The organism is Promicromonospora umidemergens (genome assembly GCF_024171995.1).
Taxonomy (GTDB): Bacteria; Actinomycetota; Actinomycetes; order Actinomycetales; family Cellulomonadaceae; genus Promicromonospora; species Promicromonospora umidemergens.
Map to the genome: position 1 here is coordinate 412,808 of NZ_JAMTCT010000002.1, position 25,576 is coordinate 438,383.

Here is a 25,576-nt window from a genome sequence, read left to right on the forward strand (position 1 = left end):
GCGCGTCCACTCCCGTGCGACCCCTCTGGAAGGAATCACTCATGATCGCTCTCGCCGCCCTGGACATCGCCGGCACCACCGTGGAGGAGGGAAGCGCCGTCTACCGCGCGCTGCACGACGCGGTGCGTCGGCACGGCAGCACGGCCGAGGTCTCCGACGTCGCGCACTGGATGGGTGCCGACAAGCGCACCGCGATCCGCTCGCTGCTCGCGCTGGGCGGCGATCCGACCGCCGTCGAGAAGGCGTTCACCGACTTCGAGCGGCTGCTCCGCGAGGCCTACGACGCGACGCCGCCCGTGGCGATGCCCGGGGTCGTCGAGGCGTTCGCCGCGCTGCGTGACCGGGGCGCGAAGATCGCGCTGACCACTGGGTTCTCGGCAGAGGTCACGGACCTCCTGCTCGAGCGGCTCGGCTGGCGGGACGGCACCGTGGACACCGTCGTCTGCACCGACGACGTGCCCGCAGGCCGCCCCGCGCCGTACATGGTCCACCGTGCGATGGAGCGCACCGGTGTGCTGCGGACCGCCGACGTCCTTACCGTGGGCGACACCGTCCTCGACCTCGAGGCCGGGTCCAACGCCGGGGCCGGGGTCGTGGTCGGTGTCCTGAGCGGCGGAGTGCCCCGACAGACGCTCGCGACGGCGCCGCACACCCACCTGATCCCGTCGGTGGCGGAGCTGGGGGACGTGCTGGCCGAGCTGGACGACCAGGGCACCGGGTCGCCGCAGATCAGCCGACCGGCGGCACCGTGAAGCTCGGATCCTCGACGGGTAGGTCCGCCGTGTACGCCGCCAGGTAGGTGTCGAGCCAGGTGGCACGGTCACCCTCCGTCGCGGTGTCGTCCGCCGGGTCGTCCAGCGGCAGCTCCAGCCGTGCGTTGCTGACCTTGATCGTCTTGCCGGACGGCGTGTCGACCCAGGTGCCGGTCTGGATCGAGCCGATCTCGACGGCCAGCCGGTGCCCGGCGGCCAGGGTCCAGTCGGTCGACTCGAGGTCGATGGTCAGCCGGCCCCCGTGCACGACGGCGGCCTGCTCGACGAACGGGACGGCGGTGCCGTCAGGGGCGACGTCGTGCAGCTCGACCAGGAGGTTGCCCGTTCCCTTGGCGTTCAGGGAGATCTGCGGAGTACCGCCGACGCGCGTGTCCTGCCCGACGGGCTCGGACCACTTGAGGAAGCTCGACCGAGCCCCGTCCTTGTCCTCTGCCGGGCCACCGTCGTCCACGTACGAGCCGCGGCCGAGCGAGATCTTGGCGGTCTTGTCCACGACAGGCCACGTGTCCTCGCCGCGCCAGGCGCCGGTGCTGTCCTGGATCGAATAGGCCGGGTAGTCGACCTTCGGCTCGACACCCTTGAGATGCTCGTCGTAGAAGGCACCTATCTCCTGGAACCAGCCCTCCCGACCCATCTTGAGGGTCCCGTCCTCGGTGCGGTCGTTGCCCCGCACGTGGTCCCACGGACCGAGCCAACCGCGCTGAGGACCCTCGTGGTTGGTGAGGTACTCCTCCATGCCCTCGGGCCGGGTGTTCCACTCGAGGAAGCCCTGAGTGACGAAGAGGGGGGTGTCGCTGCCCTCGGCGTGCTTCGCGAGGTCACGGTCCTTCCAGTACTGGGTCCGTGGGTCGGCGATCATCGTGTTCATGGTGTTCGCCGCGAGGCACTCCGGGTGCTTCGTCTCGTACGCGGCGTTCTCCACGTAGCGGGGGTCGTCGTCCGGCATCTGCGGGAGAGACGCGATCTGGTTGTACGTGCTGGGGGCGATGATGCCCTCCTGGCGGGGTACACCGTTCGACCTGACCCGGTCGTACATGTCCCAGATAGGCTCCTGGGCGACGACGGCCTTGAGCGCGTCCTGGTCCAGGTTGTTGCCGATCAGGCCGGTGAGGGCGTCGTAGGACTTGCCGTACATGCCCACCGCGCCGGTCGACCACGACTGGTCGGCGGCCCAGCCGACGGCTGCCTTGACGTCGGCCTGCTCGCCGGGTCCCGCGAAGTCGATGCACCCGGTGGACCCGCCGTAGCCCCGCACGTCCACCAGGACGAGCGCGTAGCCGCGGTCGAACAGGTCGATGCCCTCGACCAGATCGCCGAACCGGTCCGAGGGGCCGGTGTGCGGGTGGTCCTCGACCGTACTCTGCCCCGAGTGCCCGAAGTACGATCCCGCCGACAGGATGACCGGCACCTGCTCGCCCTTCTTCATGCCCTCGGGCAGCAGCACGTCGGCATGCAGCTCGACGTCGGAGCCGTCCGACGACGGGAAGTAGTGCTGTGTCCAGACCGAGCCCTCCGGGACGCGCGCGTTCTCCTCGTGCGTCACCGGGTCGTCGGCGGTCGCGACCGACGCGCTGCCAGGTGCGGAAGACGCCGCCGTACCCGACGCCGCCGTAGCGGCGGGGATCGCGAGCGTTCCCGTCACTGCCACGACGGTGGCGAGTACCGAGGCCGTGCTGACTGCCGCGCGTGATCTCTTCACGTGCTCCTCCTGGGGGTCGGGGTGAGGTGCGAGCCGTGCTACCTGCCGTGCTGCCGGTCCGGATGAACCTGGCATGCGATGAAACTGGCATGCCCTGATCACACCCGACGCACCACCCGGCGGCCAGTGCGACCACGTCACGACCTGACGGTGACATTCCTCGCGGTGCGGTCATGACGCGACGTCACTGGTGGTGCCGTGGAGCGGCACGAATACTGGGGGCGTCCCTTCCCGCTCGAGACCGGAGACCCATGGCGACCAGACTCCCGCCCGTGCTGCCCACGGGCAGCGCGACCGCCATGGCCGCGCGCGACGAGGCGTCGCACAAGAAGGCGTCGCGGGGACAGCTGCGCAGGCTCAATCTCGTGCTGCAGGTCCCTCCCGTGGTCGGCGCAGGGATCGTGCTGGTGGCCGTGGACGCGCAGACCTGGTGGGGCACGGCGGTCCTGGTCCTGGGCCTGGTCACCGCGGTGGTCGCGATGGAGCGGTGGGCGGCGGAGGACCTCCGCCGTGTCGCGGTCCCCTGCCTGGTCGTCACCGCAGCGGTGTGGCTGTTCGGCGCGTCGGTTGCCGACCTGCACACGGCGTTCTACGGCATGACCGTCGTGGGGTCACTCGTCGTGCCCCGTCTGTCCGGCCATCGGATAGCTGCGGCCTTCGGCCTGGTCACATTCGTCGGCGCCGTGGGTGCCGCCCGGCTCCTGGTCTCCTCGGACACCGTGCCCGATGTCGTGTTCTCGTACGTCGTGATCCCGGTGGGAGCGACAGCGCTGGCGACCGTCCTCATGTTCGGCAACGAGATGTACAACGACGTCATGAAGGAGACGCGCGAACGCGAGGCGGAGCTGGCCGTCGCCCGGGAACGCATCCGGTTCGCCGGCGACCTGCACGACATCCAGGGCCACACGCTGCACGTGGTGAAGCTGAAGGCGACGCTGGCCCAGAAGCTCGTGCACAGCGACGTCGTGCGCGCCGAGGAGGAGCTGCACGAGATTCATTCCCTGATCGCCGACACCATCACGCAGACCAAGGCACTGGCACACGCGCAGCGCCGCCTGAACCTCTCGGCCGAGCTCGAGAACGCGAAGAACCTCTTCGAGGCCGCAGGCATCCGCGTCTGGGTCGACCGCGAGACTGACATCGACACCCGGACCAGCGAGCTCCTCGGTCAGGTCCTGCGCGAGACGACGACCAACATCCTGCGGCACGCCCAGGCGACACACGTGCGGATCACGCTGGGTGGGTCAGGCATCACCGTCGTCAACGACGGGGCACCGGACGGACCGCTCCCCGAGCTCAGCGGCCTCGCCTCCCTCAAGGACCGGGTCGCCGACGACGGCGGCGAGCTGACCGTGGAGCAGCACGACGGGCAGTTCCGGACGGCGGCCGCGTTCCCCGGCGTCGGGCACCGCGCAAACGACCGAGCGACAGCGCTGGAGGGCAGGAGATGACCACCGTCGTACTCGCCGACGACGAGGCCCTGCTCCGCAAGGCACTCGCGGCGCTGCTCCCCCTGGAGGGCGAGATCACCGTGCTGGCCGAGGCGGAGGACGGCGCGGCAGCCGTCACGGCGACGCTCCGCCACCGGCCCGACGTCCTCGTGATCGATCTGGAGATGCCGGGCATCGACGGACTTGGCGCCGTCGCGCAGATCCGCCGCGAGCTTCCCGACCAGGTGATCCTCATGCTGACCCGGCACGCCCGACCCGGGGTGCTGCGCAAGGCCTTGCGGCTCGGCGTCCAGGGATTCGTCAGCAAGTCAGCGGAGCCGGCCCACATCACCTCGGTCATCGCGACCCTGCACGGGGGCAAACGCTGGATCGACCCGGACGTCTCGGCGCTCGCCGTCACCGACGACTGCCCGCTCACCGACCGGGAGATCGACGTGTTGCGCGTGACCGGCCAGGGCTACTCGGTCGCCGAGATCGCCACGCAGCTCCATCTCGTGGAGGGCACCGTGCGCAACTACCTCTCCAACGCGATGCAGAAGACCCAGACCCGGACCCGCCACGAGGCAGCCCGATATGCCCGAGAGCACGACTGGCTCTAGGCCCGGGTCGCGGTTAGCGCAGGGCCTTCTTGACGAGCTCGGCGATCGCGGCCTCACCGGCTTTGTCGAGGCCGGTCAGGGCGTACGACGTCGGCCACATGCCGCCGTCCTCGTCGAGCGCCGCCGCGACGCTGAACCCGAACGTCGAGTAGCGCTCCTTGTCCACCTGTCCGCTGCGGAAGAAGCACACGACCTCTCCGTCCCGGGCGTAGGCGGGCTGCCCGTACCAGAGCTTCGGTGCCAGCTCCGGGGCGGCAGCCGTCACGATGTCGTGCACACGAGCGGCCAGCTCCCGGTCCGGCGACTCCATCTCAGCGATCTTCGACAGCACCGCCGCCTCGTCCTTGGCCGCCTTCTTCGCGCCGCGACCGTCGCGGGCCTCCTCCTTCAGCTCGGTGGACCGCGCCTTCAGCGCGGCGCGCTCCTGCTCGGAGAACACCCCGGCCGAAGACTCGGCCCGCTTGTCTTCGCCTGCCTTGGACGTGCCTGCCTTGGACGTGTTGCTCATAGCGATCTGCTCCTCCTGCAGCAATGGGCTCCCGCCCGCTCGTCGGTGACTCCGACGCTAGTCGCGGCGGCCGCGGCGGGCTTCTCGATTCCTGATCGCCTCGAGCCCACTCGACGTTCGACCTGCCGGCGGGCGTGCGCTGGGTGTCGTAGCCGACCCCGTCACGCGGCCCCTGCCGTCCGCCGCGACCGGGGCGAGACTTTGCCGGTACTGTCCGACAGTTGCCTACGAGCACCGCCCCGGTACGCCGTGCGCGACGTCGGCCATGATCCTGCTTGAGCCCCGAAGGACGACGCATGCCGTTCACGCTCTCCCATCCTGCGGCCGTGCTGCCATTCCTGCGGCGCCCGTTCAGCGCCGCTGCGCTGGTTGCCGGGGCTGTGGCACCCGACATGCCGTACTTCGCCCGCAGCGTGCCGGTCCCGGTGACCGCCCAGTCCTGGTACGAGCCGTACATGAACGCGACGACGTCGCACGGCCCGCTCGGCGCCGTGACCGTCGCGCTCCCCTACGCGCTGGTGCTGTGGGGCCTGTACCTGGTTGCCCGGCGCCCGGTCGGCGCCCTCCTGCCCGCGGGAGCTCCGCCTGCTCCTGAGCCGGACGGCACGATCGCGCTGCTGCGGCGCGGCGGCTGGGTGCTGCTGTCCCTCCTGATCGGGATCGCCACCCACCTGGTCTGGGACTCCTTCACGCACAGCGACGGATACGTCGTGCTGCACGTACCGTTCCTGACCGCTCAGCTGGCCGGCGAGCTCACGTGGGCCAGGGCGCTGCAGCACGTCAGCACCGTCGGCGGGCTGGTGGTGCTCGCCGTGTACCTGTGGCGGCGCCGCTCCCGGCTGCTGCCAGGGAGCGCGCCGGGCCGGCGCCGGACCTGGTGGATCCTCGGGGTCGCCGGCGGGGTCGCCGCCGTCGGCGGAGCCGTCAGCACCGTCGAGCTCTGGGGCGGCGCCTCCGAGCTTCCGGCGCGCGACCTGGTCGAGGTGGTGCTCTCCGACGTCGCGACCGGCGCCGGCGCCGCGCTCATCGCCGCGCTGTCCCTCTACGTGGCGGTGTGGTGGGCGGTCCGAGGTGTCCGCGAGGTGGGTGCGGTACGCCAGACCCACTGACGGCTCTGCGTCAGGTGCGGTGCGCCGCCACGCCGCCCACAGTGCGTCGACTGCCGCTCCTCCCGGGCAGCCGCGGCCAGCTCCCCGGGTCAGAACGCCCGGTAGTCCGCGATCGGTAGCTTCGGCCCACGACGCGGTGCCTTGTGCCGCCCGTCGATCATGAGCAGCCGGACCACCCGGTGCCGGTGCGGGGCGTACGGCGCCAGCAGCCGCAGCATGCCGCCGTCGTCCGTGCGCTCGCCGGACAGCGCCCAGCCGACGGCCGCGGGCAGGTGGAAGTCGCCAACGGAGACGGCGTCGGCGTCGCCGAAGGCCCGCTGCGCCACCTCCGCCGACGTCCACACCCCGACGCCCTGCACCTTCTCCAGCCGTAGCCGCGCCTCGGCGGGCGCCATCGCGCACGCCTCCTCGAGCCGCGGCGCCACCAGGGCGCACCGCGCCACGGTGCGGGCACGTCCTGGGTCGACGCCGGCACGGTGCCAGTCCCACACCGGCACCCGGGTCCACGTGCGCGCGTCGGGCACGACCCGCAGCCCACCGGGCACGTCCGCCGGCGCCGGGCCGGGCGCCGGCGTGCCGTGCCGCCGCACCAGCCACCGCCACGCCCGGTGCGCGGTCACGATCTGCACGCGCTGCTCCAGCACGGCGGGCACGAGCGCCTCCAGCACCCGGCCGGTCCGCACCATCCGCATCCCGGCCGCGCGGCGATGGGCGTCGCGGACCTGCGGCGGGGGCGCGAACCCCGTGGTGTCGTCGTCCTCGCCGAGCAGCGCCGGCAGGGTCTCCGCGGCCTCGCGGGCGCCGTCGCCCCACAGGTGCACCACCACCTCGTGCGGCCCGGCCGGAACGAACCGCTGCGTCACCGGCCCGGTGTGCAGCAGCGACGTGCGCCAGACCGTCCCGTCGACCCCCCGGTGAAACGTCGGGTCCGCAGGCCCGTGCCCGAGCGGCCCGAGCGTCAGGGCGACGTCGAGCCGGCGGGGGGAGCTGTGACGGACGGTGAGCACATCCCAGTGGACCACGTGCCGCCCGGTGGACCGGAACCGGGCAGCGGAGCGCGGCCCCCGAGTCAGCCGACCGCATGCTCCGTCTCGACCCGCGCTACCTCACCCACGACCGTGTCGACGAGCAGCGGGTGACCGAGCGGCCGGAAGTGGCCGGACAGCGGGAGCTCGACGTTCCGCGCGCCCGGGAGCCGGCCGGTCTCGGGGATGTGCGGGTCGAACCGCGGGAACACGGCGGTGATGCGCTCGTTGACGAGCAGCTCACCGGCGAGCGCCAGCAGCACCGGGTCACGCGGGTCGAACGACCGCAGGGCCCCCGTGAGCATGTACCGCGCCCAGCGTGAGCCGGTGAACGGCGTGGCGATGGCGACCATGCCGAGCACCCGGTCGCTCGCGGGCGAGAGCAGCACGCGCTTGCCGATGAGGCCGCCCTTGCTGTGCGCCACGAGCACCGCACCGCTCAGCCCGGTGCGCTCGAGGTGCTCGGTCACGACGTCGGCCGCCTCGGGGACGGGCCGGGCGTTGTGCCCCAGGCCCTGGACCGCGTGGACCGGGTGCCCCGCGCGGGCGAGGGCCGTCGCCACAGCGTCCAGGAACTCCCACGTCTCGTAGATACCGGGCAGGAGCACGACGGGCGCCCGGTGACCGGGAGCCCCGCCGGCCGCCGTGGGCAGCGCCGGGCGCCGGACGAGGTGGCGCAGCTGCCGGTCGGTGGCCCACGCGTAGTCGGCGGCCCACGCGCCGAGCCGGGCGAGCCTGCCGCCCGGTGAACGACGTCGCTCGGTCACTCGATGCCCCGTCCCGCCGACCGCCACGCCTCGAGCACGATCTCAGCGACGCCGCCGGGGTCGGTGTCCATGGAGTGATGCCGGCCGCGCACGGTGCGGTGCCGGCCGAACGGCGCCCGGGCAGCGAGCAGCTCGATCCAGTCGGGCGGCGCGACGGGGTCACGCCTACCCCGGACCACGACGACCGGGACGGTGGAGCGGGGCAGGACGTCCTCCAGCCGGTACTCGATGACGTGGCGGAGCTGCCCGAGGTAGTACGGGGTGCGGCAGCGCACCAGGGCGTCGACGAGCAGCACGCCGATGGTGCGTGGACTCTCGCCGACCGCGTCGACCGCCAGGCGTGCCGCCTGGCTTCCGAGGCTGCGTGTGCCGGGCTCCGCCGTCGGCCCGATGAGGACGCCCGTGGACGCGACGTCGGGATGGTCCGCGAGCAGCTGGCCCACCACCTGTGCGCCCATGGAGTGGCCCACGACGACCGGCGCGGGCAGCCCGGCGTCGAGCACGTGCTCCCGCACGTACCGAGCGACGGCGGCAGCGTGCTCGGGGATGGTGACGTCGCGGGTCAGGTGCGGGGACGCGCCGTAGCCCGGCAGGTCGACCGCGTGCACCTCGCCGTGCTCCACGAGGTGGTCGGCCAGCTTCTGGTAGGCGCGCGACGAGGAGCCCACACCGTGCACCAGCACTACCGCCCGGTCGGAGTCGAGCGGCGCGCGCACATGTCCGACGACCGTGGAGCCGCCGTCGCTGGACCGGTTCACACGGTGCACGATAGCGCCAGACATACCGCCAGCATGAGGGCACACGAGCCCGCCCGCGAGATGCGCCGCACGACAGCGCGGTGTGCTGTTGCCAGAGGGTCACCCGTCGGAGCGATAGCCGTTCACCTTGTGCGTCCCGTCGCACCAGGGCGCGATGGCGGTGCCGCCGCAGCGGCACAGCGCCACGGTCGCCCGGTTGCGCGGCACGGGCTCGCCGTCCGGTCCCAGGATCTCCGCCGGGCCGCGCACCAGCAGGGGCCCGTCGGGGCAGGCCGTGACGGTCACCTCCCCGGCATGCGTGACCCGGGCATCGTCCGACGTCGTCATGCGGCCTCCTTCAGGCTCGGTGGTCCGGGGTGTCGTGGTCCGGGGTGTCGCCGGTGCCGGACCGCTGGGTGCCGGACCGGTGTGCGGCAGACCGCAGCTCCCTGCCGCGCTCCACCTCCTTCTGGCTCTTCGCCGCGCGCTTCTCGCTCGCGCGCGCGTCCTTGGGCGGTAGCTGCAGCAACTCCTCCGCCGCGATGCCGGCCTGGAGCTCGCGACCGCGCTCGAGCTCCGCGTCGAGCTCGGCGCCGAAGAGCAGGGCGAGGTTCGTGATCCACAGCCACAGCAGGAACACGATGATCCCGGCCAGGGACCCATAGGTGGCGTCGTAGCTGGCGAACGTCGCGACGTAGAGACCGAAGGCGGCGGACGCCAGCATCCACACGAGGATCGCGACGAACGCGCCGACGCTGAGCCACCGCATCCTGGGCTGCCGGACGTTCGGCGTGACGCGGTACAGGATCGCGACCAGCACCACGACCAGGAGCAGCACGACAGGCCACTTGGCGATGCTCCATACCGTCACGGCGGTCGAACCGAGGCCGACGGCGTCACCCACCGCGCGGGCGACCGGTCCGCTGAGCGCGAGCGACGCGACGACCAGGGCGGCTATCACCACCGCCACGAGGGTGACGAGCAGGATCACCGGCCGGAGCTTCCACACCGGGCGGCCCTCGTCGACCTCGTAGATCCGGTTCATCGCGCGTCCGAAGGCGCCGACGTACCCGGAGGCGGACCACAGGGCGAGGACGATACCGAGCACGAGTGCGAACCCGGCCCCGCCCCCCGCCGCGGCGGCGTTCTGGATGAGCGGTTCGACGACCGCCAGCGCGTCCGGTGGCACGACACCCTCGAGGGTGCCGATCACCCGCTCGACCGCTTGGCCACCGCTCCCCACGAGCCCGAGCACCGAGACCAGCGCCAGCAGGGCGGGCGCCGCCGCGAGCACGGCGTAGTACGTCAGGGCGGCGGCGAGGTCCAGGCACTGGTCTCGCGAGAACTGCCGCACCGTGTTCCGCAGGACGTACGTCCACGTCGTGCGGTGCAGGGCCTGCGGTGCGTCCGGCTTGCGCCGGTCGTCGGGCGCCGGCGCGCCGACCCGGTCGGACGTGTCGTTGGTGTCGGTCATGTCATCTCCCAGGACAGGTCGGCCGGTGCCGGCCGGGAACACCGGCACGGCACCGGCCGACGGCAGAGGGCTGCGCCCGGTGTCAGCCCTTCCGGGTCGTGTGCGAACGGACGTCGGCGGCGGCCTCGCGGCCGTGCTCACCGACCGACTGCGCGGCGTCCTTCGCAGAGTCCCGGACGGCCTCCATGCTCTCCCTCGCGGGCTGCTTGAGGTCCTCCGCGACCTCGCTCGCCGTCGACTTCATGTCGTCGACGAGCGGTGCGGCCTTCTCCTGGGCGGCCGTCGCCGCGCGCTGCTCGGTGCGGCTCGACGGGATGAGGGACGCGACCGCGAGGCCGACGCCGAAGGCCACCAGGCCGACGCCGAGCGGGCTGCCCTGCGTCTGCTCCCGCATCGCGCGCGGTGCGGAGCCGACGGAGTCGGCGACGGACGAAGCGGTGTGCCGGGCCGAGTCGGCGGCCGACGCCGCCTTCTCGCGTCCGCGGTCGGCCGCGTGGTGCGCGGAGCTCCCGGCCGAGTCCCTCGTGTGGTGCGCCGTACCCATGACCCGGTCCTTGACCTGGGACATGCGGGAGCGCATCTTGTCCTTCTGGCGCTGCGCGACGTTGCTGGGGCGTACCCGGTCGCCGAGCGTGTCGACGTCGTAGCTGAGCTCGTCGCGCGTGCGCTCGATGTTCGCCCGGATCTCGTCGGGATCGCTGGTGCTCATGGGTTCTTCTCCTCGTGTCCTCGCAGTGCGTCGGGGATCTTCTTGACCGAGTCGGCCGTCTGCGGCAGTCCTTCCATCGCCTTGATCTCGCTGCGCCCGCGCGCGGCGAGCACTGCGGCGATCACGGCCCAGACCGCGGCGACGACCAGGGCTGACCAGCCACCTCCCATGAGGTAGCTGAGCCCCCACCACAGGGCGAGCGACAGGAACAGCAGCACCATGTGGCCCGCCACCCCGGCGCCGCCGAACATCCCGGCGCCCTTCCCTGCTCGCTTGGCCGTCTGCGCCGCTTCGGCCTTCGCCAGCTCGACCTCCTGCCGGATCAGCGTCGAGAGGTCCCGGCTGACCTCGCTGAAGAGCTCTCCTATGCTCTGGTCGCCGCCCCGGGCATGCCGGTCGGCGGGTCCGGTCGCGCCCACGCTCGTGGCGCCCAAGGGCTCCTGGCCCCTGGTGGTCGTCACTGGCTGCGCCGCGCTGGACGCGGCGAACGGGTCACGGTCGCTCGACATCGTGCTCACCCCCGGTGGTCCGCGGTCGGGTTCCGCCAGGTGTCGTGGGCGGCGGGAACACCGGCGGCGTCTCGCCAGCGGTCGTCGGCACCTGCGGGTCCTGCGGAAGGTTGTCGTTTGCCATGGCCGGGAACGCACCGCTCCGCCCGATGTCCGGCTCACCGCCCTGCGCGCCGGACCCGACGGCCCCCGCGCCGGTACCGCTCAGTCCGCCGGCGTCCGTGCCGCCGGCGCCACCCGCGCTGCTCGCCCAGGCGTTCCCTCCGCCGTACGAGCCGCCGGACGTGCCCGGATCCCGCCGGGCCGCCTCGTCGTCCTGGCCGGACGCGTCCTTCGCTCCGCGCAGGAACCGCCCGACGAGCAGGCCGGCTCCCGCGGCCAGCAGGACGAACGTGCCCGGCCGGCGCCTGGCGAAGTCCTCGACCTCGTGCAGGACGTCGGTGGGCTGCCTGTCCTCGAACCACTGCGCGACGTGGCCGCTGGCCTCGCCCGCGCGCTGCACCAGGTCGGTCGCGTAACCCGGGTCCTGGGTCCCGCCGGCCATCTGGTTCAGCTCGTCGCCCAGCGACCGGAGCCCGCCCGCGAGGTGCTGCTGCTGGGACTCCATCTGGGAGCTGAGCTCGGTCCGCGTGCGGTCCACCAGCCCCCGCGCACGGTCCGTCGCCTCGTGGGCGACGTCGCGCGCGCGCTCCTTCGCGTCGTGGGCAGTCTCCCGGCCTGCGTCGCCGACCCGCGACGCCGCCTCGCTGGCCCGATCCTTGACGCCGGTCGTGTCGCTACCCGCGTCGCCTCCCGTGCTGCCGGGCGCCCAGGCTCGCTGCGAACCGGCCCCCGTGCCGTACGGAACATTCGTCTCGCTCATGGTCGACTCCTGTCGTCGTCCACGCCCGGTACCAGCCGGACGGGTTCGCAGAGCACGAGCCACGGGTGGCCCTGCTCCACCGGTGCGGCCTCTTCCTGACCTCGGCCCAACGTAAGACGCCGTGCGGCACTCGCAACCCGACCGCGATCGGCAGGCCCACCAGCCTTGCGAGCCGACCGCTTCGTGCCCACGATGGGCGCGGCGTCGAGCAGGGGCGCGGCCGGTGCACGATCAGGAGGCTTCACATGACCTCAGCTCCCGTGCGGGACCCCGCGTCGACCGACGACGCCGTCCGGCGCCCCTCGGACGACGCCGCTGCCCACCTCCCGCTCCCGCGCCCGCGCGGCCCGTTGAGCGCCGCACTGCTCGCCGGGCTCACCGCCGGACCGCCCACCGACGACGCCCACGACCGTCTCGCACCCGTGCGCGAGGCGGTCGCGAACGCCCTGTCCGACACGGCAGGCCCGCAGGGCGGCGCCCGCCCCACCGACGAGCAGGCCGACGAGCAGGACGACGAGCAGGACCGCGGCGTCCTCGGCGACGGCGACCTGCAGCTCGCGCTCACGGTCCTGTACGAGCTGCACCACCGAGGTGTCGACGGGATCGACGACGCGTGGGAGTGGGAGCCGGCCCTCCTGGCCGTGCGGCAGGCGCTCGAGCGTCCGTTCGAGGCGGCCGTGCGCGCCCGGGCGGGACAGCCGACGTGCGACGAGACCGACGCCACCGGCGTCGCACGGCGGCTGTTCGAGCTGGCCGATGCCGACGGCGGCCCGAGTCTCGCGCGGTACGTCGCCAAGCACGCCGACGCCGAGCAGGCTCGCGAGTTCCTGGTCCTGCGGTCGATCTACCAGCTGATGGAGGCCGACCCGCACACGTGGGCGGTCCCGCGGCTGCACGGCACACCCAAGGCGGCGCTGGTGGAGATCCAGGCGGACGAGTACGGCGGTGGCACGCCGGGCCGCCTGCACTCCGAGCTGTTCGCGCACACGATGCGTGGCGCTGGCCTCGACGACACGTACGGCCGGTACCTCGACGTGGTGCCGACGCCGGTGCTCGCCTCGCTGAACACGATGTCGCTGTTCGCGCTGCACCGCCGGCTCCGCGGGGCGATCGTCGGCCACCTGGCCGCGTACGAGATCACGTCGTCGATCCCGAGCAGGCTGTACGGCGACGGGTTCCGGCGGCTCGGGCACGACGCCGGTACGACGCGCTACTTCGACGAGCACGTCGAGGCGGACTCGGTGCACGAGCAGATCGCCGCACGCGACCTGGCGGGCCGGCTCGTCGAGCAGCAACCAGCGCTCCTGGACGACGTCCTGCTCGGCGCCGCCGCCTGCCTGGCCATCGACGGCGACGTCGGCGTGTTCGCGCTGAGCCGCTGGAAGGACGGTGCTTCCGCGCTGCTCGTCCCCCTCGCCGACACGCCGGTCTGACCTGCGCGGACGCATCCAGAGCGCGGAGGATCTGGGACGGCGGACTGTCCGAATCGTCCGAACGGCTCTACACTTGAGCTCTCGGGGTCATGAAGCGGCTCCAGATCCGAACCGGATCTGGGAGGTCTACATGTCATCCTTCACACAGACTCAGCCGACCCTCGCGGAAGACGCCGGAGGCGATCTCGCGGCCCCCTCGCCCGGCTTGTCGGCAGCCGACCTGTCCCGCGCCCTCGGCCTGGGGACCAACCTCCTCGTCGGCCGCTACAGCGTCGAGCTCGCCTCGGGGACCTGGTGGTGGTCCGACGAGGTCTACACGATGCACGGGTGGCGGCGCGACGAGGTCGAGCCGGGCCTGGAGGCGCTCCGCTCGCGCAAGCACCCGGACGACCGGAGCCGGGTGGTCCGGGCCGCCGGCGAGGCACTGCGGCTCGGCCGTCCGTTCGCCTGCGCGCACCGGATCGTGGACCGGAAGGGCAGGACCCGGTCGGTGGTCGTGACCGGCCAGGGGTCGCAGGGGCCACGTGGCCGCTCGCCCGAGCTGGTCGGCTACGTCGTCGACGTGACGCCGGTGCAGAAGGAGGCGCTGGCCCGACGGTCCGACGGCGTGGTGAACCGAGCCTTCGTCAGCCAGGCCACGATCGAGCAGGTCAAGGGCGTGATCGTCGCGGTGCGCGGTGTGGAGGAGACCGCGGCCACCGACGCCCTCGTCGCCGCGGCGAAGGGGGCCGGTGTCTCCCTGCGACTGGCGGCCGACCAGGTGATGGCGGCGCTGCGGGCCAGTGACGACGGCACGGCCGTCACGCACGACATGCTGGATCGCGCCCTGGCGGGGGTCCAGCCCGTCGGCCGGCCGCGGAGTCACGACCCCCTGCTGACTCGGCGGCCGCGCAAGCTGCAGAGCTGAACCGGTCTCGAGCTCCCCCAGCGGAGACCGTCGTCGGCCCCGTCGCTCCCCTCGGGAGAGTGGCGGGGCCGGCTCACGACGGCGGTGCGGTCACGCTGTCACGGCCCTCAGCCGAGCGGGATCTGGTCCTTGCGCTCGATCAGCCAGTCCTCGAGCGATGCCAGCGCCGGGTTGAGCTCCGCACGGATCGCCTCTGGATCGCGGATCCCGACGAAGTACTCGGCCGCCTCGGCGTAGAACTGGTACATGTTGCCGACCTCGTCGGCCGCGGGGAACCCCGCGGACCGAAGCTGGTCGTGCGTCATGGGGCGGTACTCGACGGCCTCGCCCAGGATCCTGGCGAACATCTCGGCGAGCTCGACGCCGGTGAGGCGGTCTCCGGCGAGCCCCACGGCGCGGCCCACGTACTTGGCCCCCGCTCGGAAGATGCCGTACGCGGTGCGGCCGATGTCCTCCGCGGCAACCACCGCGAGCGCCGAGTCGTCCAGCGGGTTGGTCAGCACCAGGCGCCCGTCCTGCTCCCGGTGCGGGCCCTGCCCTCCCGTGAGGAACGACTCGTAGAACATAGTCGTGAGCAGGGACGTCGTCGGCACACCGAGGCTGGTGAAGTGGTGGTCGGCCACGCTCTTTGCGTCGAAGTGCGGCACCTTGTAGCCGTCGACGAGCGTGGGCGGCTCGCTGCCGAGGTGCTCGAAGTGCGGCCTGGTGTCCTCGAGCGTGGACCAGACCACGTGCTTCAGCCCCGCGTCCTTCGCGGCCCGCGCCGCGGCGCCCGCCTGGTCGATCTCCATCTGCGGACGGCTGCGCGCCGCCTCTTCCTCGGGCGTCCGCTCGGCCCAGAAGTTGGTCACGACGAAGGCACCGTAGGCCCCGTCGAACGCGCGGCGGACGCTCGCCTCGTCGTCCAGATCGGCCTCGACGACGTCGGCGCCCCGCTGTGCGAAGGCCCGGGCCGCCGCGGACCCGGGGTTGCGCGTCAGGACGCGCAGCGCGAACGGTCGGTCGGGGTCGTCGAGGATCGCGCGGGCGAGCCCGCCACCCTGCTGCCCGGTGGCGCCGACGACGGCGATGATCTTCTGGTCGGTAGCTGTCCTGCTGGTCTCGGTCCTGCTGGTCTCGGTCCTGCTGTTCTCGGTCATGGCGGCATCGTGCGCCGGCCGGCGGTCGGAGCACCACGCCATGCGGTGGGTACCCACGCCAGGGGATGGCTCACCGCGCCGGGACGGTGGACCATGGAGGGCATGAGCGAACAGCGGAACGTCGGGCTCGCGGGCTTTCTCCGCTCTCGCAGGGAGGCGCTCACGCCGGCCGGCGTCGGAGTGAAGACGTACGGCGAGCAGCGCCGCGTGCCGGGGCTGCGTCGCGAGGAGGTGGCGCGGCTCGCGGGGATGAGCGTGAACTACTACACGCGCATCGAGCAGGGCGAGAGCCACCAGATGTCCGACGCCGTGCTGGAGTCGATCGCCGGCGCGCTCCGGCTCGACGAGAGCGAGCGCCTCCACCTGCTCCGGCTCGCCTGGCCCGCGCAGGTCGCCCGGCGCGAGATCCGTCCCGAGCGCCTGCGGTACACCGTGCAGGCTCTCGCCGAGAGCATGACGGACCAGGCGGTGATCGTCGTCGGGCGCCGCATCGACCTGCTCGGCGGCAACCCGCTCGGCTTCGCGCTGCTGGGGCTCGGGCCCGAGCAGCGGCCGAATTTGGCCCGGCAGATGTTCCTCGACCCGGCGATGCGTGACCTCTACGTCGACTGGGAGCGTGAGGCCACCTACCTCGCGTCCTATCTCCGGATGGCCTCGGGCGACCAGCCGGACGACCCGCTCCTGAACGAGCTCGTCGGAGAGCTGAGCATCAAGAGCCCCGACTTCGTCCGGATCTGGGCGGCACACCCGGTCGCCGAGTGCACGCACTCCGTCCAGGAGTACGAGCACCCGCTGGTCGGCAGGCTGTCGCTCAACACGGAGGGCTTCCACCTGCCCGACGCCCCCGCCCAGCGCATCGTCTTCCTCGGCGCGGCGCCCGGCTCGGACTCGGCCGGACGGCTCAGGCTCCTCGGTTCGCTGGCCTCCGGCTGAGCCGGCGAAAACCGGCTCAGCCGCCACGGTTGCTGGGTCACGGACCTGACGTCCGGACCTGACGTCTACTCGGAACGGACAGCGAGCGCTGGGCTGATCGCTGCGGCCCGCCTGGCCGGGTACACCGACGCGATCAGCCCGACGCCAGCACCGATCACCGGGCCGAGTGCGATCCACCCGGGGTGCAGCACGGCGGTCCATCCGTTGGCGGCGGAGGTGGCGACGACGGCGGCCGCTGCCACCGCCGCCCCGACCAGACCGCCCAGCAGGCCGATGAGCAGACCTTCGGTCAGGAACACCGCCGCGACCTGCGCCCGAGAGCAGCCGAGCGCACGTCGCAGCCCGATCTCAGCGGTGCGTGCCATGACCGCGATGACCATCGAGTTCGCAATGAGCAGGATCGTCAGCCCCATGAGAATGGTTCCTGTCCACGCAGCGAGCCGGTCGAGCTGGGTCGAGACACCACGCCGAAGCGAGTCGACAGAGACGACCGGGGATACGCTCAGCCGTTCCGGGGCGGCCGGGCGCACCGCGAGCGCAGCGACCTTCGCGACCTGTGTACCGGCACCAGGTACGGATCTGATCAGGATCTCCGCCTCGCGGTCGTCTCCCGCCATCTCCACACCCGTGGCGTACGGCACGACGACGGCATCGGCCAACGCCGCCGGCCCTTCGCCGCCGAGAAACCCCGCCACGTCGTACGGGCTGCCGTCGATCGACACCTGCAACCCTGTCGGATCGTCCGTCACGGGGACGTCCAACCGTCCGGCGGCGGTCTCACCGAGCAGCACCACAGGCTCCGTGCGGTCGAGGAGGAAGTACCTTTCGCTGGGGCCAGGTGTTCGAGCAGCCGCAAGGTAGCCCGACGTCAGTGCGACGACGTCCGGAGGGCTTGCGGCGCCCTCGCGACCAGGCTCGTCACCGCTCGGAAGCCTCGTCACCACGGGGCTGGCGACCAGGCTCACGTCCAGCCGACGTCCTCCGGCCTCGATCAGATCTACCTCGCGAAGGCGCCGCTCGGTGTCGTCCGGCAAGACCGGGCTCGCACTGTCCGGAATCGCACTGTCCGGGCTCGCACTGTCCGACGCCGACGCGCGGCGCTCCTCCATAGCGCCTTCACCGTCTCGTGTCGGCGCGACCGAGACAGTCATCAGGTCGAGCGTCGACGCAGCGATGTCCGAACCGATCTGAGCGGAGGCGGCGGCGGAGATCCCCACCGATGCGAGCAACGCACCGGTAGACAGGCCGACGGCTGCGACCATCATCAGGGCACGGGCGCGCCGTGAGGACAGCTCGATGAGGACGTCCTCGAGCAGATCCGCAGGCCCTTGTGACCATCGCCCGAGCGTCCTTCTACGCATCGGCGCGCTCCCCGAGCACGCTGCCGCGAACCCTGGTGATCGCACGATGCTCGATCCGGCCGTCAACCAGGTCGGGGCGCCGGTCCGCCCACGCGGCGGTTCGTGCGTCGTGGGTGATGACGACGACAGCGACGCCCCGGGCGGCCTGCTCGTCGAACAGGTCCAGAACCCCCCGGGCGTTCACGTCGTCGAGGTTCCCGGTCGGTTCGTCCGCCAGGAGGACCCTCGGCGACGGCGCCACGGCCCGTGCGACGGCCAGCCGTTGCTTCTCGCCGCCGGACAGCAGACGCCCCGGCGTCGTGGCCCGGTGCGTCAGTCCGACACGACCTAGCACCTCGGTGACCATCGACGCTCGCACGTCCCGTGCCAGGCCAGCCGCCATCAGCCCGAGCGACACGTTCTCCTCGACCGTGCGGTGCCCCAGCACGTGCGACTCCTGGAAGACGAACCCCAGCATGGTCGCACGCAGCCTGTCACGGACCCTGTCACCGACCCGGGAGACGTCCTCGCCGGCCAGGCTGTACGTTCCCGAGGTGGGCTCATCCAGCAGTCCGACGATGTTCAGCAGGGTCGACTTGCCCGAACCGGATCGTCCGAGCACCGCGACGCGTTCCCCCTCGCAGACGTCGAGGTCGACTCCGCGCAACGCCTCTACCGGCGGGTCGACGTCGTAGGTCTTCGTGACCTCGCTCAGCACCATGAGACTCACGAGCCCGATCCCGTCACGGGCTGTCCGCCCTCAGCACCCGTCGTGTCGGCGCCGCCGGAGACGACCACCCGATCGCCGACAGACAGTCCTTCGGCCTCCACCACCGCGTACCCGTCGCCGGTGGCCTTGACCGTTACCGCGACCTTGCCCCGGCCGACCACCGTCACGTAGGCGCCGTCCGGATCCTCACGGAGCGCGACCACAGGGACGCTCAGGCCGTCGGCCTTGGGCGCCACGGCTTCCAGACCCGAGGCAACCAGCGTGTCGCCGTCCGTGAACTCGGGCGTCCCCTCGAAGACGACCGTCACGTCGTAACCCGGCAATCCGCCCGGGGTACCCGCATCGGGTTGCCGGAACTCGCTCACCTGCCGCACCACTCCCCTGACGACCGTGCTCTGGTCGGTGATGGCCCGTACCTCGACCTCGCCGCCGGCCGGAAAGCCGTCCTTGGACGCCATCGGCACCCGCAGGACCAGACTTGGCCGTCCGACGCGGAGAGTACCGAGGTCCCCGCCGCCGACCGGTTCGACCGTGCTGGCTGCGCCGTCGTCACTCTCTGACTCCCCGCCCGTGACGCCGCCCCCACCGAGCTCCGCTCCGACCTGCGCAGCCGACACGACCTTCACCGCCACGTCAGGCAGCCGGACGATCTCCGCGACACGAAACGGGGTCAGCGCATCGAACCGCGCCTCGTCCAGCTCAGCACGCGCCTCGGCGATGCTGTTCTCCACGGCGGCGACCGCCGAGCGATCCACTGCGTCGGGCCCCATCGACTCGTCCGCGGAGACTCCAGCACCGGACTGACCCTCGTCCGACAAGGCATCGTCCTGAGTGCTGGAGACGACCGGCGGCCGAGCGGCGAGCGTCTCCTCAAGCATGGTCTCCGCCTGCTCGACCGCTTCGACGAGCTCATCATCGACAGGCACGGAGTACCCCCGGTTGGAATAGAGCGCCTTGACCGCGCCAGCGGTTCCAGCACCATAGGCGCCGTCGCTACGACCCTGGTACAGATCGAGTGCCCGCAACGCATCCTGCAGCGCTGCCACATCCGGCCCTTCGTCTCCGGGAGCCAGATCCCGGTAGAGCCGGAAGGGTGTCGCCAGCCCGATCACTGGCCGCCCCGAGACCTCAGCCAGAACCGACCCCGATTGCACGGTTTCACCCTTGCGCAACACCTGCCTGGTCACGACAGCTGGAACATCGAGCGCAGGCGCTGGAACCGCAAGCGTCGAGCCCGCCGAATAGCGGCCCTGCACCTCCGTCACATCAGAGTCGAGCGTGCGCTTCTCCACCGGGGCCGTCACCAGTGGATCCCGCTGAGAGTTGGCGACCGCTTCCTCTCATGGCGACTCGACGAAGGTGCCCAGGCCGAAGGCTGCTCCTACCGCGGCCACTGAGCACGCCGCGGTCACGGCCACCCAGGTAGTCCGCTTCACCGAGTCGGCTCAGCGACTTCGGGATGGTCAGCGAGGTACGCCTCCGCGGCACTCAGCAGCTTGTCGAGCTCCGCACGCTGGTCAGCGAGCTCTTGTGTGTACGGTGCGAGAACCTGCGCCTGCGCCTGCGCCCACTCCTTCGCCAACCGCTCAGTGAACTGGGTCTCCTCCTTGCACTGCACCGTCTTCACTGCCAGCTCGATCTGCTCCTCGTCGATCACCCGGGGATCAGCGCCCTCGACAGATCCAGGAACATCCGCGGCCGGCTCCATCCCAGCCTCGCGATAGCACGCGTACAGCTCGTCGAAAAGTTCACCTCCGGCTGCACCCTCGATGAACCGGGAATCGACTTCCTCGACTTCCTCCATCCACGGGGCGGAGCCATATTTCACGTCAAGCTCCTTGACCTCGGGAGAGTCCCAGCAGTCCTCGACGATGGCTTTTTCCTCGTCGGAAAGGTTGCCGTTGACAGCAGACACTTCCGGATTGTTCGAGGAGGCATCACCATGACCTTCAGGCATGACCCCGTTGGCCACCAGATCAGCGTCGGTCAGCCAGGGCTCGACGAACCCGTATTTTTCTGCCTGGCGAATCGTCCACGGACCGAAGAAAGCCTCAGCTCGGTAGGCATTGTTCTCCACATAGCGATCCGTCATGAACCCGACACCCGCTTCGCGAGCGCAGACCGCGGCCGCCGCCCACTGGGCGGAGGTTATGAGATTGCTGTCCTCCCGGTCCGGGACGGTCCGGTCAAGCGGAAGAATGACTGCGCCAATCTCACGGTCCAGGGTATAGGAAGCGTCAGATCCGGCCACGGAGTCGGATGAGTTCTCACCCACGGAAACATCCGAGGACAGATCACCGCCCTGACAAGCCGTGAGAGCCAGGCTAGCCACCGCAAGCACGAGCATTCCGAGTATTCTGTTCACTATGCAATCACCTCTATTAGGGGCCGCCGACCGTTTCTCCGCGTTGGGTGGGCGCACCACGTGCACGCCCACCCAACGCGAAACGGGCTAGCAGTCGTAGAACCACCAGCTGCTGACCGAATCGTTGTGGTTCTCGTTGTACCCGTTGGGAGCGTCGACGGCCTTTCCAGCGCCGTTGCGCAGGTTCGGGTCGCGATAGTTGCTACCCATTCGCTGCTCGCTCCACAGCGCGAAGATGTCCGCGCTGTTTCCGGCGGTGATGCTGTAATACCGGTTGCACACACTGGGAAAGGTGAAACATCATTGTTCCGACGCTCGCCTCGCCGCAAGGACCCTGGACACCGTACCCCATCAAACCGGGCAACTCGCCCATTTCGCCCAGTGGACGGCTGTGCCGAAACCGGTCGTCAGCCCCGGCGCCGCGAGATCGTCCGCCCCAGCCACACCAGGGGGTCGTAGCGCCGGTCCGCCACGCGCTCCTTCATCGGGATGAGCGCGTTGTCGGTGATCTTGATGCCCTCCGGGCACACATCGGTGCAGCACTTCGTGATGTTGCACTGGCCGAGCCCGTGCTCCTCCTGGGCCGCGGGCACCCGGTCGGCGACGTCGAGCGGGTGCATCTCCAGCTCCGCGACCCGCATGAGGAAGCGCGGCCCGGCGAACGAATCCTTGTTCTCCTCGTGGTCACGGACCACGTGGCAGGTGTCCTGGCAGAGGTAGCACTCGATGCACTTACGGAACTCCTGGGACCGCTCCACGTCGACCTGCGCCATGCGGTACTCCCCCGGCGCCAGCTCGGCCGGTGGCGTGAACGACGGGATCTCGCGAGCCTTCGCGTAGTTGAACGACACGTCCGTCACGAGGTCGCGGATCACCGGGAACGTCCGCATCGGTGTCACGGTCACGACGTCGCCGGGTTCGAACACCGACATCCGCGTCATGCACAGCAGGCGCGGCTTCCCGTTGATCTCCGCCGAGCACGACCCGCACTTGCCCGCCTTGCAGTTCCACCGCACGGCGAGGTCGGGCGCCTGGGTGGCCTGCAGCCGGTGGAGGACGTCGAGCACCACCTCGCCCTCGTTGACCTCGACCTCGAAGTCCGTCAGCGCGCCACCGTCGGTGTCGCCGCGCCAGATCCGGAACGTGCCCGTGTAGCTCATGCGGTCCCTCCCTCTGGAGCTGCCGTATTCCCGGGGTGCGCCGCCAGCTCGCTCGGCGTGTAGTACTTCTCGAGCTCGGCGAGGTCGAACAGCGCGAGCAGGTCCTCGCGCATCGGTGCCCGTTCGGCCGGTCCGACGGCGACCCGCGGCAGCACCGGGTCCACCCCGCCGTCGTGCTCGCCGTCGGGCTCGCCGTCGCGGGCGAGGTGCGTGACGAGGACCCGGTGGCGCCAGTCCGGGTCCAGCCCTGGGTGGTCCTCGCGGGTGTGCCCGCCGCGGCTCTCGGTGCGCAGCAGGGCCGACGACGCCACTGCCTCGCTCACGACGAGCATGTTCCGGAGGTCCAGCGCCAGGTGCCAGCCGGGGTTGTACTGCCGGTGGCCCTCGACGAACACCTGTCGCACCCGCGTGCGCAGCTCGCCGAGGCGCCGCTGTGCCTCGGCGACCTCCGACTCCGTCCGGATGATGCCGACCAGGTCGTTCATCATCCGCTGCAGCTCGGCGTGCAGCGTGTACGGGTTCTCGCCGGCACCGCTCTCTCCGGCACCGTTCGCGCCGGCACCGCTCGCGGCGTCCGCCCCGCTCGCACCACCCGTCCTGGCCGACGGCGGGTCGAACGGCGCGAGCGTCATCCGGGCCGCCGCGTCGACGTCCGCCGGCCGGACGTCGGGACGGCGGTCCAGGTCGGCCACGTAGTCCGCCGCGCCGAGCCCCGCACGCCGGCCGAACACCAGCAGGTCGGAGAGCGAGTTGCCGCCGAGCCGGTTGGAGCCGTGCATGCCGCCGGCGCACTCCCCCGCCGCGAACAGCCCCGGCACGCGGGACTGCCCGGTGTCCGGGTCGACGTGGATACCGCCCATCACGTAGTGGCACGTGGGGCCGACCTCCATCGGCTCGGCGGTGATGTCGACGTCGGCCAGCTCCTTGAACTGGTGGTACATCGACGGCAGGCGCCGCTTGATCTCCTCGGCAGGCATGCGGCTCGCGATGTCGAGGTAGACGCCGCCGTGCGGCGAGCCGCGCCCCTCCTTGACCTCGGTGTTGATCGCGCGGGCCACCTCGTCGCGCGGCAGGAGGTCAGGGGTGCGGCGGTTGTTCTCCTGGTCGTCGTACCAGCGGTCCGCCTCGTCCTCGGACTGGGCGTACTGGCCCTTGAACACGTCCGGGACGTAGTCGAACATGAAGCGCTTGCCGTCCGAGTTCTTGAGCACGCCGCCGTCGCCGCGCACGCCCTCGGTCACGAGGATGCCCTTGACGCTGGGTGGCCACACCATGCCGGTCGGGTGGAACTGGACGAACTCCATGTCGATGAGCTCCGCGCCGGCGCGCAGCGCGAGGGCGTGTCCGTCGCCCGTGTACTCCCACGAGTTGGACGTCACCTGGAACGACTTGCCGATCCCGCCCGTGGCGAGCACGACGGCGGGCGCCGAGAACAGCACCAGCCGGCCCGACTCCCGCCAGTACCCGAGGGCTCCGGCGATGGCGCCGGGCTGGTCCGGGGCGTCCGACGGGCCGGTCAGCAGCTCCGTGACCGTGCACTCGGCGAACACGCGCAGCCGGGCCTCGTAGTCGCCGGTCTCGGCATGGTCGTCCTGCTGCAGCGCGACGATGCGCTGCTGCATGGTGCGCAGCAGCTCGAGCCCGGTCCGGTCGCCGACGTGCGCCAGGCGCGGGTAGGTGTGCCCGCCGAAGTGGCGCTGGCTGATCCGCCCGTCACTCGTGCGGTCGAACAGCGCGCCGTACATCTCCAGCTCCCAGACGCGGTCGGGCGCCTCCTTGGCGTGCAGCTCCGCCATCCGCCAGTTGTTCAGGAACTTGCCCCCGCGCATGGTGTCGCGGAAGTGCACCTGCCAGGAGTCGTTGTCGTTGACGTTGCCCATGGCGGCGGCGCACCCGCCCTCGGCCATCACCGTGTGCGCCTTGCCGAACAGCGACTTGCAGACGATCGCGACCCGCAGGCCGCGCTCGCGCGCCTCGATCGCGGCGCGCAGCCCGGCACCCCCGGCTCCGATGACCAGGACGTCGTACTCGTGCCGTTCGATCTCCGTCAAGGCCGGGCTCTCTTTCCGCTGGGCGTCATCCGATCAGGCGCAGGTCGGTGATGGTTCCGCTGGCGACGAGCGCCACGTACAGGTCCGTCAGGATGAGGGTCGCGAGCGTGATCCACGCGAACGTCGCGTGCCGCGTGTTGAGCGCGGACACCCACGTCCAGAGCCGGTAGCGCACCGGGTGCTTCGAGAAGTGCGTGAGCCGGCCGCCCATCACGTGCCGGCACGAGTGGCACGAGGCCGTGTAGCACCACAGCAGCGCGACGTTCACCAGCAGCACGAGGTTGCCGACGCCCACCACGAACCCGTCGGTGGGATGCCGGAACGCGACGACGGCGTCGTACGTGTTGATCAGCGAGATGAGCACCGCGACGTAGAAGAAGTACCGGTGGACGTTCTGCATGATCAACGGGAAACGCGTCTCGCCCGTGTACGTCGCGTGCGGCTCGGGCACCGCGCACGCCGCAGGCGAGAGCGCGAACGACCGGTAGTACGCCTTGCGGTAGTAGTAGCAGGTCAGCCGGAACAGCAGCAGGAACGGCAGGGTGAGCGCCGCGTACGGGAGGAGCGGGTGGTCCGGGAGGAACATCCCGAAGTGCGCCGCTCCAGGCTCCGCCGCGCACCCCAGCGACACGCACGGCGAGTAGAACGGCGTCAGGTAGCGCTCGTCGGCGAAGAAGTACTGCTGCTGGAACGCCCGCACCGTCGCGTACACGATGAAGACCAGCAGGCCAGCCGTGGTCGCGGCGGGCGGCAGCCACCACCGGTCCGACCGCAGCGTCCGCGCCCTGATGGCCGCGCGGCCCGGGCTGTCGACGCCTCGTGAGCCGGTGCTCCGGGCGGTCGCCGTCACGACCGGTCGCCGTGGTAGCCGCCGAGCCCTTCGTCGTCGGCATCGCTGAACATCGCCTCGTCCAGCGGGGTGTCCGGTACGACGACGTGCTCGGGCACGCGGCTGTTCGTCTGCCGCAGGGGCTCGGCCGACGCGAGCTCTGTCGCGTCGATCTCCAGCCGCTCGAGGTCGTTCATGAGCCGCCGCACCTCCGGCCCGTCGCCGAAGGCGCTGCGCACTCCGGACACGCTCTGGCGCAGCTGCTCGATCGAGCGGCGCAGCGTGGCAAATTCGGTGGTCGTCATTCGGCACCTCCTTTGGCGACGCCCCTCACCACGGTGTGAGGCGCGTCACGACAGACTCTGCCGTGAACGCCTCGGTTAAGCAAGGGCAGCGCGCTGGCCGGCGCGGCCCCGCCGGCGCTAGCCTCGCACCAGCGCAGCGACCGCGGCCGCGGCCGCGAGAAG

At 71.4% G+C, this 25,576-nt stretch carries 27 protein-coding genes and 1 pseudogene; 7 read left to right on the plus strand and 21 right to left on the minus strand.

Features of this window, described 5'->3' with window-relative positions; all coding sequences use genetic code 11:
• Nucleotides 1-41 precede the first annotated feature (41 nt).
• The gene (locus APR04_RS05435; protein WP_253868376.1) at nucleotides 42-752 is read left to right on the plus strand and encodes a phosphonatase-like hydrolase; all 711 of its coding nucleotides are present in this window, start codon (nucleotides 42-44) and stop codon (nucleotides 750-752) included.
• On the opposite strand, the gene APR04_RS05440 is transcribed toward APR04_RS05435, so the two are convergent.
• On the minus strand, nucleotides 730-2,472 hold the full coding sequence (locus APR04_RS05440; protein ID WP_253868377.1) for a CocE/NonD family hydrolase: 1,743 nt from the start codon (nucleotides 2,470-2,472) through the stop codon (nucleotides 730-732). The genes APR04_RS05435 and APR04_RS05440 overlap by 23 nt on opposite strands.
• A 251-nt stretch (nucleotides 2,473-2,723) precedes the next feature.
• Here APR04_RS05440 and APR04_RS05445 point away from each other — a divergent pair, with 251 nt between their 5' ends.
• Together APR04_RS05445 and APR04_RS05450 are read left to right on the plus strand one after the other, a co-directional pair.
• Nucleotides 2,724-3,923, plus strand: coding sequence for a sensor histidine kinase (locus APR04_RS05445; RefSeq protein WP_253868378.1), 1,200 nt, complete (start codon nucleotides 2,724-2,726; stop codon nucleotides 3,921-3,923).
• Nucleotides 3,920-4,522 (plus strand): response regulator transcription factor, encoded by a 603-nt coding sequence (locus tag APR04_RS05450; RefSeq protein WP_253868379.1) that lies wholly within the window; start codon nucleotides 3,920-3,922, stop codon nucleotides 4,520-4,522. Before APR04_RS05445 ends, APR04_RS05450 begins: the two co-directional genes overlap by 4 nt.
• Nucleotides 4,523-4,535: 13 nt before the next feature.
• Here the strand turns inward: APR04_RS05450 and APR04_RS05455 are convergent, their stop codons facing one another.
• The gene (locus APR04_RS05455) at nucleotides 4,536-5,030 is read right to left on the minus strand and encodes a DUF1801 domain-containing protein (protein WP_253868380.1); all 495 of its coding nucleotides are present in this window, start codon (nucleotides 5,028-5,030) and stop codon (nucleotides 4,536-4,538) included.
• Between the two features lie 296 nt (nucleotides 5,031-5,326).
• On the opposite strand from APR04_RS05455, the gene APR04_RS05460 reads away from it, so the two are divergent.
• Nucleotides 5,327-6,139 carry a DUF4184 family protein gene (locus APR04_RS05460; RefSeq protein WP_253868381.1) on the plus strand — a complete coding sequence of 271 codons (813 nt, stop codon included), beginning with the start codon at nucleotides 5,327-5,329 and terminating at the stop codon, nucleotides 6,137-6,139.
• A gap of 89 nt (nucleotides 6,140-6,228) precedes the next feature.
• Here APR04_RS05460 and APR04_RS05465 read toward each other — a convergent pair whose 3' ends face one another.
• The 8 genes from APR04_RS05465 to APR04_RS05500 all read right to left on the minus strand — a co-directional run bounded on the left by APR04_RS05465 (nucleotide 6,229) and on the right by APR04_RS05500 (nucleotide 12,222).
• Complete coding sequence (locus APR04_RS05465; protein WP_253868382.1) at nucleotides 6,229-7,161, minus strand: DNA-3-methyladenine glycosylase family protein; 933 nt, start codon at nucleotides 7,159-7,161, stop codon at nucleotides 6,229-6,231.
• Nucleotides 7,162-7,208: 47 nt separating this feature from the next.
• Nucleotides 7,209-7,931 carry an esterase/lipase family protein gene (locus APR04_RS05470; protein WP_253868383.1) on the minus strand — a complete coding sequence of 241 codons (723 nt, stop codon included), beginning with the start codon at nucleotides 7,929-7,931 and terminating at the stop codon, nucleotides 7,209-7,211.
• Complete coding sequence (locus APR04_RS05475) at nucleotides 7,928-8,689, minus strand: alpha/beta fold hydrolase (protein WP_253868384.1); 762 nt, start codon at nucleotides 8,687-8,689, stop codon at nucleotides 7,928-7,930. The genes APR04_RS05470 and APR04_RS05475 overlap by 4 nt, the downstream gene beginning before the upstream one ends.
• A gap of 99 nt (nucleotides 8,690-8,788) precedes the next feature.
• On the minus strand, nucleotides 8,789-9,016 hold the full coding sequence (locus APR04_RS05480; protein WP_253868385.1) for a CDGSH iron-sulfur domain-containing protein: 228 nt from the start codon (nucleotides 9,014-9,016) through the stop codon (nucleotides 8,789-8,791).
• A gap of 10 nt (nucleotides 9,017-9,026) precedes the next feature.
• A complete protein-coding gene (locus APR04_RS05485; protein WP_253868386.1) occupies nucleotides 9,027-10,142 on the minus strand; it encodes a YihY/virulence factor BrkB family protein in 1,116 nt (371 codons plus the stop codon).
• A gap of 82 nt (nucleotides 10,143-10,224) precedes the next feature.
• Nucleotides 10,225-10,851 (minus strand): DUF3618 domain-containing protein, encoded by a 627-nt coding sequence (locus tag APR04_RS05490; RefSeq protein WP_253868387.1) that lies wholly within the window; start codon nucleotides 10,849-10,851, stop codon nucleotides 10,225-10,227.
• Entirely contained in the window at nucleotides 10,848-11,360 is a 513-nt protein-coding gene (locus tag APR04_RS05495) for a phage holin family protein (protein WP_253868388.1), read from the minus strand. Before APR04_RS05495 ends, APR04_RS05490 begins: the two co-directional genes overlap by 4 nt.
• Nucleotides 11,344-12,222: a hypothetical protein gene (locus tag APR04_RS05500; protein ID WP_253868389.1), complete on the minus strand. Its 879-nt coding sequence runs from the start codon at nucleotides 12,220-12,222 to the stop codon at nucleotides 11,344-11,346. Before APR04_RS05500 ends, APR04_RS05495 begins: the two co-directional genes overlap by 17 nt.
• A 245-nt stretch (nucleotides 12,223-12,467) precedes the next feature.
• Between APR04_RS05500 and APR04_RS05505 the strand changes: the two genes are divergently transcribed.
• Together APR04_RS05505 and APR04_RS05510 are read left to right on the plus strand one after the other, a co-directional pair.
• A complete protein-coding gene (locus APR04_RS05505; protein WP_253868390.1) occupies nucleotides 12,468-13,655 on the plus strand; it encodes an iron-containing redox enzyme family protein in 1,188 nt (395 codons plus the stop codon).
• Nucleotides 13,656-13,785: 130 nt separating this feature from the next.
• Nucleotides 13,786-14,562 carry a PAS domain-containing protein gene (locus tag APR04_RS05510; RefSeq protein ID WP_253868391.1) on the plus strand — a complete coding sequence of 259 codons (777 nt, stop codon included), beginning with the start codon at nucleotides 13,786-13,788 and terminating at the stop codon, nucleotides 14,560-14,562.
• 107 nt (nucleotides 14,563-14,669) lie between these two features.
• On the opposite strand, the gene APR04_RS05515 is transcribed toward APR04_RS05510, so the two are convergent.
• Nucleotides 14,670-15,701: an NmrA/HSCARG family protein gene (locus APR04_RS05515; RefSeq protein ID WP_253868392.1), complete on the minus strand. Its 1,032-nt coding sequence runs from the start codon at nucleotides 15,699-15,701 to the stop codon at nucleotides 14,670-14,672.
• A 102-nt stretch (nucleotides 15,702-15,803) separates the two neighbouring features.
• Here APR04_RS05515 and APR04_RS05520 point away from each other — a divergent pair, with 102 nt between their 5' ends.
• Entirely contained in the window at nucleotides 15,804-16,634 is an 831-nt protein-coding gene (locus APR04_RS05520) for a helix-turn-helix transcriptional regulator (RefSeq protein ID WP_253868393.1), read from the plus strand.
• A gap of 65 nt (nucleotides 16,635-16,699) precedes the next feature.
• Here the strand turns inward: APR04_RS05520 and APR04_RS05525 are convergent, their stop codons facing one another.
• The 10 genes and pseudogenes from APR04_RS05525 to APR04_RS05565 all read right to left on the minus strand — a co-directional run bounded on the left by APR04_RS05525 (nucleotide 16,700) and on the right by APR04_RS05565 (nucleotide 25,414).
• Nucleotides 16,700-17,995 carry an ABC transporter permease gene (locus APR04_RS05525; protein ID WP_253868394.1) on the minus strand — a complete coding sequence of 432 codons (1,296 nt, stop codon included), beginning with the start codon at nucleotides 17,993-17,995 and terminating at the stop codon, nucleotides 16,700-16,702.
• Nucleotides 17,988-18,695, minus strand: coding sequence for an ABC transporter ATP-binding protein (locus APR04_RS05530; RefSeq protein WP_253868508.1), 708 nt, complete (start codon nucleotides 18,693-18,695; stop codon nucleotides 17,988-17,990). The genes APR04_RS05525 and APR04_RS05530 overlap by 8 nt, the downstream gene beginning before the upstream one ends.
• 5 nt (nucleotides 18,696-18,700) lie before the next feature.
• Nucleotides 18,701-19,630, minus strand: coding sequence for an efflux RND transporter periplasmic adaptor subunit (locus APR04_RS05535; RefSeq protein ID WP_253868395.1), 930 nt, complete (start codon nucleotides 19,628-19,630; stop codon nucleotides 18,701-18,703).
• Nucleotides 19,631-19,666: 36 nt separating this feature from the next.
• Nucleotides 19,667-20,008 (minus strand): annotated as a pseudogene (locus tag APR04_RS31260) (peptidoglycan-binding domain-containing protein); the annotation flags it as partial.
• A gap of 128 nt (nucleotides 20,009-20,136) precedes the next feature.
• On the minus strand, nucleotides 20,137-21,069 hold the full coding sequence (locus APR04_RS05540; protein ID WP_253868396.1) for a hypothetical protein: 933 nt from the start codon (nucleotides 21,067-21,069) through the stop codon (nucleotides 20,137-20,139).
• An 87-nt stretch (nucleotides 21,070-21,156) separates the two neighbouring features.
• On the minus strand, nucleotides 21,157-21,351 hold the full coding sequence (locus APR04_RS05545) for a hypothetical protein (RefSeq protein WP_253868397.1): 195 nt from the start codon (nucleotides 21,349-21,351) through the stop codon (nucleotides 21,157-21,159).
• A 125-nt stretch (nucleotides 21,352-21,476) separates the two neighbouring features.
• Nucleotides 21,477-22,229 carry a succinate dehydrogenase/fumarate reductase iron-sulfur subunit gene (locus tag APR04_RS05550; protein WP_253868398.1) on the minus strand — a complete coding sequence of 251 codons (753 nt, stop codon included), beginning with the start codon at nucleotides 22,227-22,229 and terminating at the stop codon, nucleotides 21,477-21,479.
• Nucleotides 22,226-24,280 (minus strand): fumarate reductase/succinate dehydrogenase flavoprotein subunit, encoded by a 2,055-nt coding sequence (locus APR04_RS05555; RefSeq protein WP_253868399.1) that lies wholly within the window; start codon nucleotides 24,278-24,280, stop codon nucleotides 22,226-22,228. Before APR04_RS05555 ends, APR04_RS05550 begins: the two co-directional genes overlap by 4 nt.
• Nucleotides 24,281-24,305: 25 nt before the next feature.
• Nucleotides 24,306-25,130: a succinate dehydrogenase subunit SdhC gene (gene sdhC / locus APR04_RS05560; RefSeq protein WP_253868400.1), complete on the minus strand. Its 825-nt coding sequence runs from the start codon at nucleotides 25,128-25,130 to the stop codon at nucleotides 24,306-24,308.
• On the minus strand, nucleotides 25,127-25,414 hold the full coding sequence (locus APR04_RS05565; RefSeq protein WP_253868401.1) for an Rv0250c family protein: 288 nt from the start codon (nucleotides 25,412-25,414) through the stop codon (nucleotides 25,127-25,129). The genes sdhC and APR04_RS05565 overlap by 4 nt, the downstream gene beginning before the upstream one ends.
• Nucleotides 25,415-25,576: the final 162 nt, after the last annotated feature.

Coding starts and splice junctions, on each gene's coding strand:
- APR04_RS05490 (WP_253868387.1), bottom strand. CDS start 10,851: ATGAGCACCAGCGATCCCGACGAGATCCGGGCGAACATCGAGCGCACG.
- APR04_RS05525 (WP_253868394.1), bottom strand. CDS start 17,995: ATGCGTAGAAGGACGCTCGGGCGATGGTCACAAGGGCCTGCGGATCTG.
- APR04_RS05565 (WP_253868401.1), bottom strand. CDS start 25,414: ATGACGACCACCGAATTTGCCACGCTGCGCCGCTCGATCGAGCAGCTG.
- APR04_RS05485 (WP_253868386.1), bottom strand. CDS start 10,142: ATGACCGACACCAACGACACGTCCGACCGGGTCGGCGCGCCGGCGCCC.
- APR04_RS05450 (WP_253868379.1), top strand. CDS start 3,920: ATGACCACCGTCGTACTCGCCGACGACGAGGCCCTGCTCCGCAAGGCA.
- APR04_RS05500 (WP_253868389.1), bottom strand. CDS start 12,222: ATGAGCGAGACGAATGTTCCGTACGGCACGGGGGCCGGTTCGCAGCGA.
- APR04_RS05510 (WP_253868391.1), top strand. CDS start 13,786: ATGTCATCCTTCACACAGACTCAGCCGACCCTCGCGGAAGACGCCGGA.
- APR04_RS05435 (WP_253868376.1), top strand. CDS start 42: ATGATCGCTCTCGCCGCCCTGGACATCGCCGGCACCACCGTGGAGGAG.
- APR04_RS05495 (WP_253868388.1), bottom strand. CDS start 11,360: ATGTCGAGCGACCGTGACCCGTTCGCCGCGTCCAGCGCGGCGCAGCCA.
- APR04_RS05480 (WP_253868385.1), bottom strand. CDS start 9,016: ATGACGACGTCGGACGATGCCCGGGTCACGCATGCCGGGGAGGTGACC.
- APR04_RS05460 (WP_253868381.1), top strand. CDS start 5,327: ATGCCGTTCACGCTCTCCCATCCTGCGGCCGTGCTGCCATTCCTGCGG.
- APR04_RS05530 (WP_253868508.1), bottom strand. CDS start 18,695: ATGGTGCTGAGCGAGGTCACGAAGACCTACGACGTCGACCCGCCGGTA.
- APR04_RS05550 (WP_253868398.1), bottom strand. CDS start 22,229: ATGAGCTACACGGGCACGTTCCGGATCTGGCGCGGCGACACCGACGGT.
- APR04_RS05520 (WP_253868393.1), top strand. CDS start 15,804: ATGAGCGAACAGCGGAACGTCGGGCTCGCGGGCTTTCTCCGCTCTCGC.
- APR04_RS05515 (WP_253868392.1), bottom strand. CDS start 15,701: ATGACCGAGAACAGCAGGACCGAGACCAGCAGGACCGAGACCAGCAGG.
- APR04_RS05455 (WP_253868380.1), bottom strand. CDS start 5,030: ATGAGCAACACGTCCAAGGCAGGCACGTCCAAGGCAGGCGAAGACAAG.
- APR04_RS05505 (WP_253868390.1), top strand. CDS start 12,468: ATGACCTCAGCTCCCGTGCGGGACCCCGCGTCGACCGACGACGCCGTC.
- APR04_RS05445 (WP_253868378.1), top strand. CDS start 2,724: ATGGCGACCAGACTCCCGCCCGTGCTGCCCACGGGCAGCGCGACCGCC.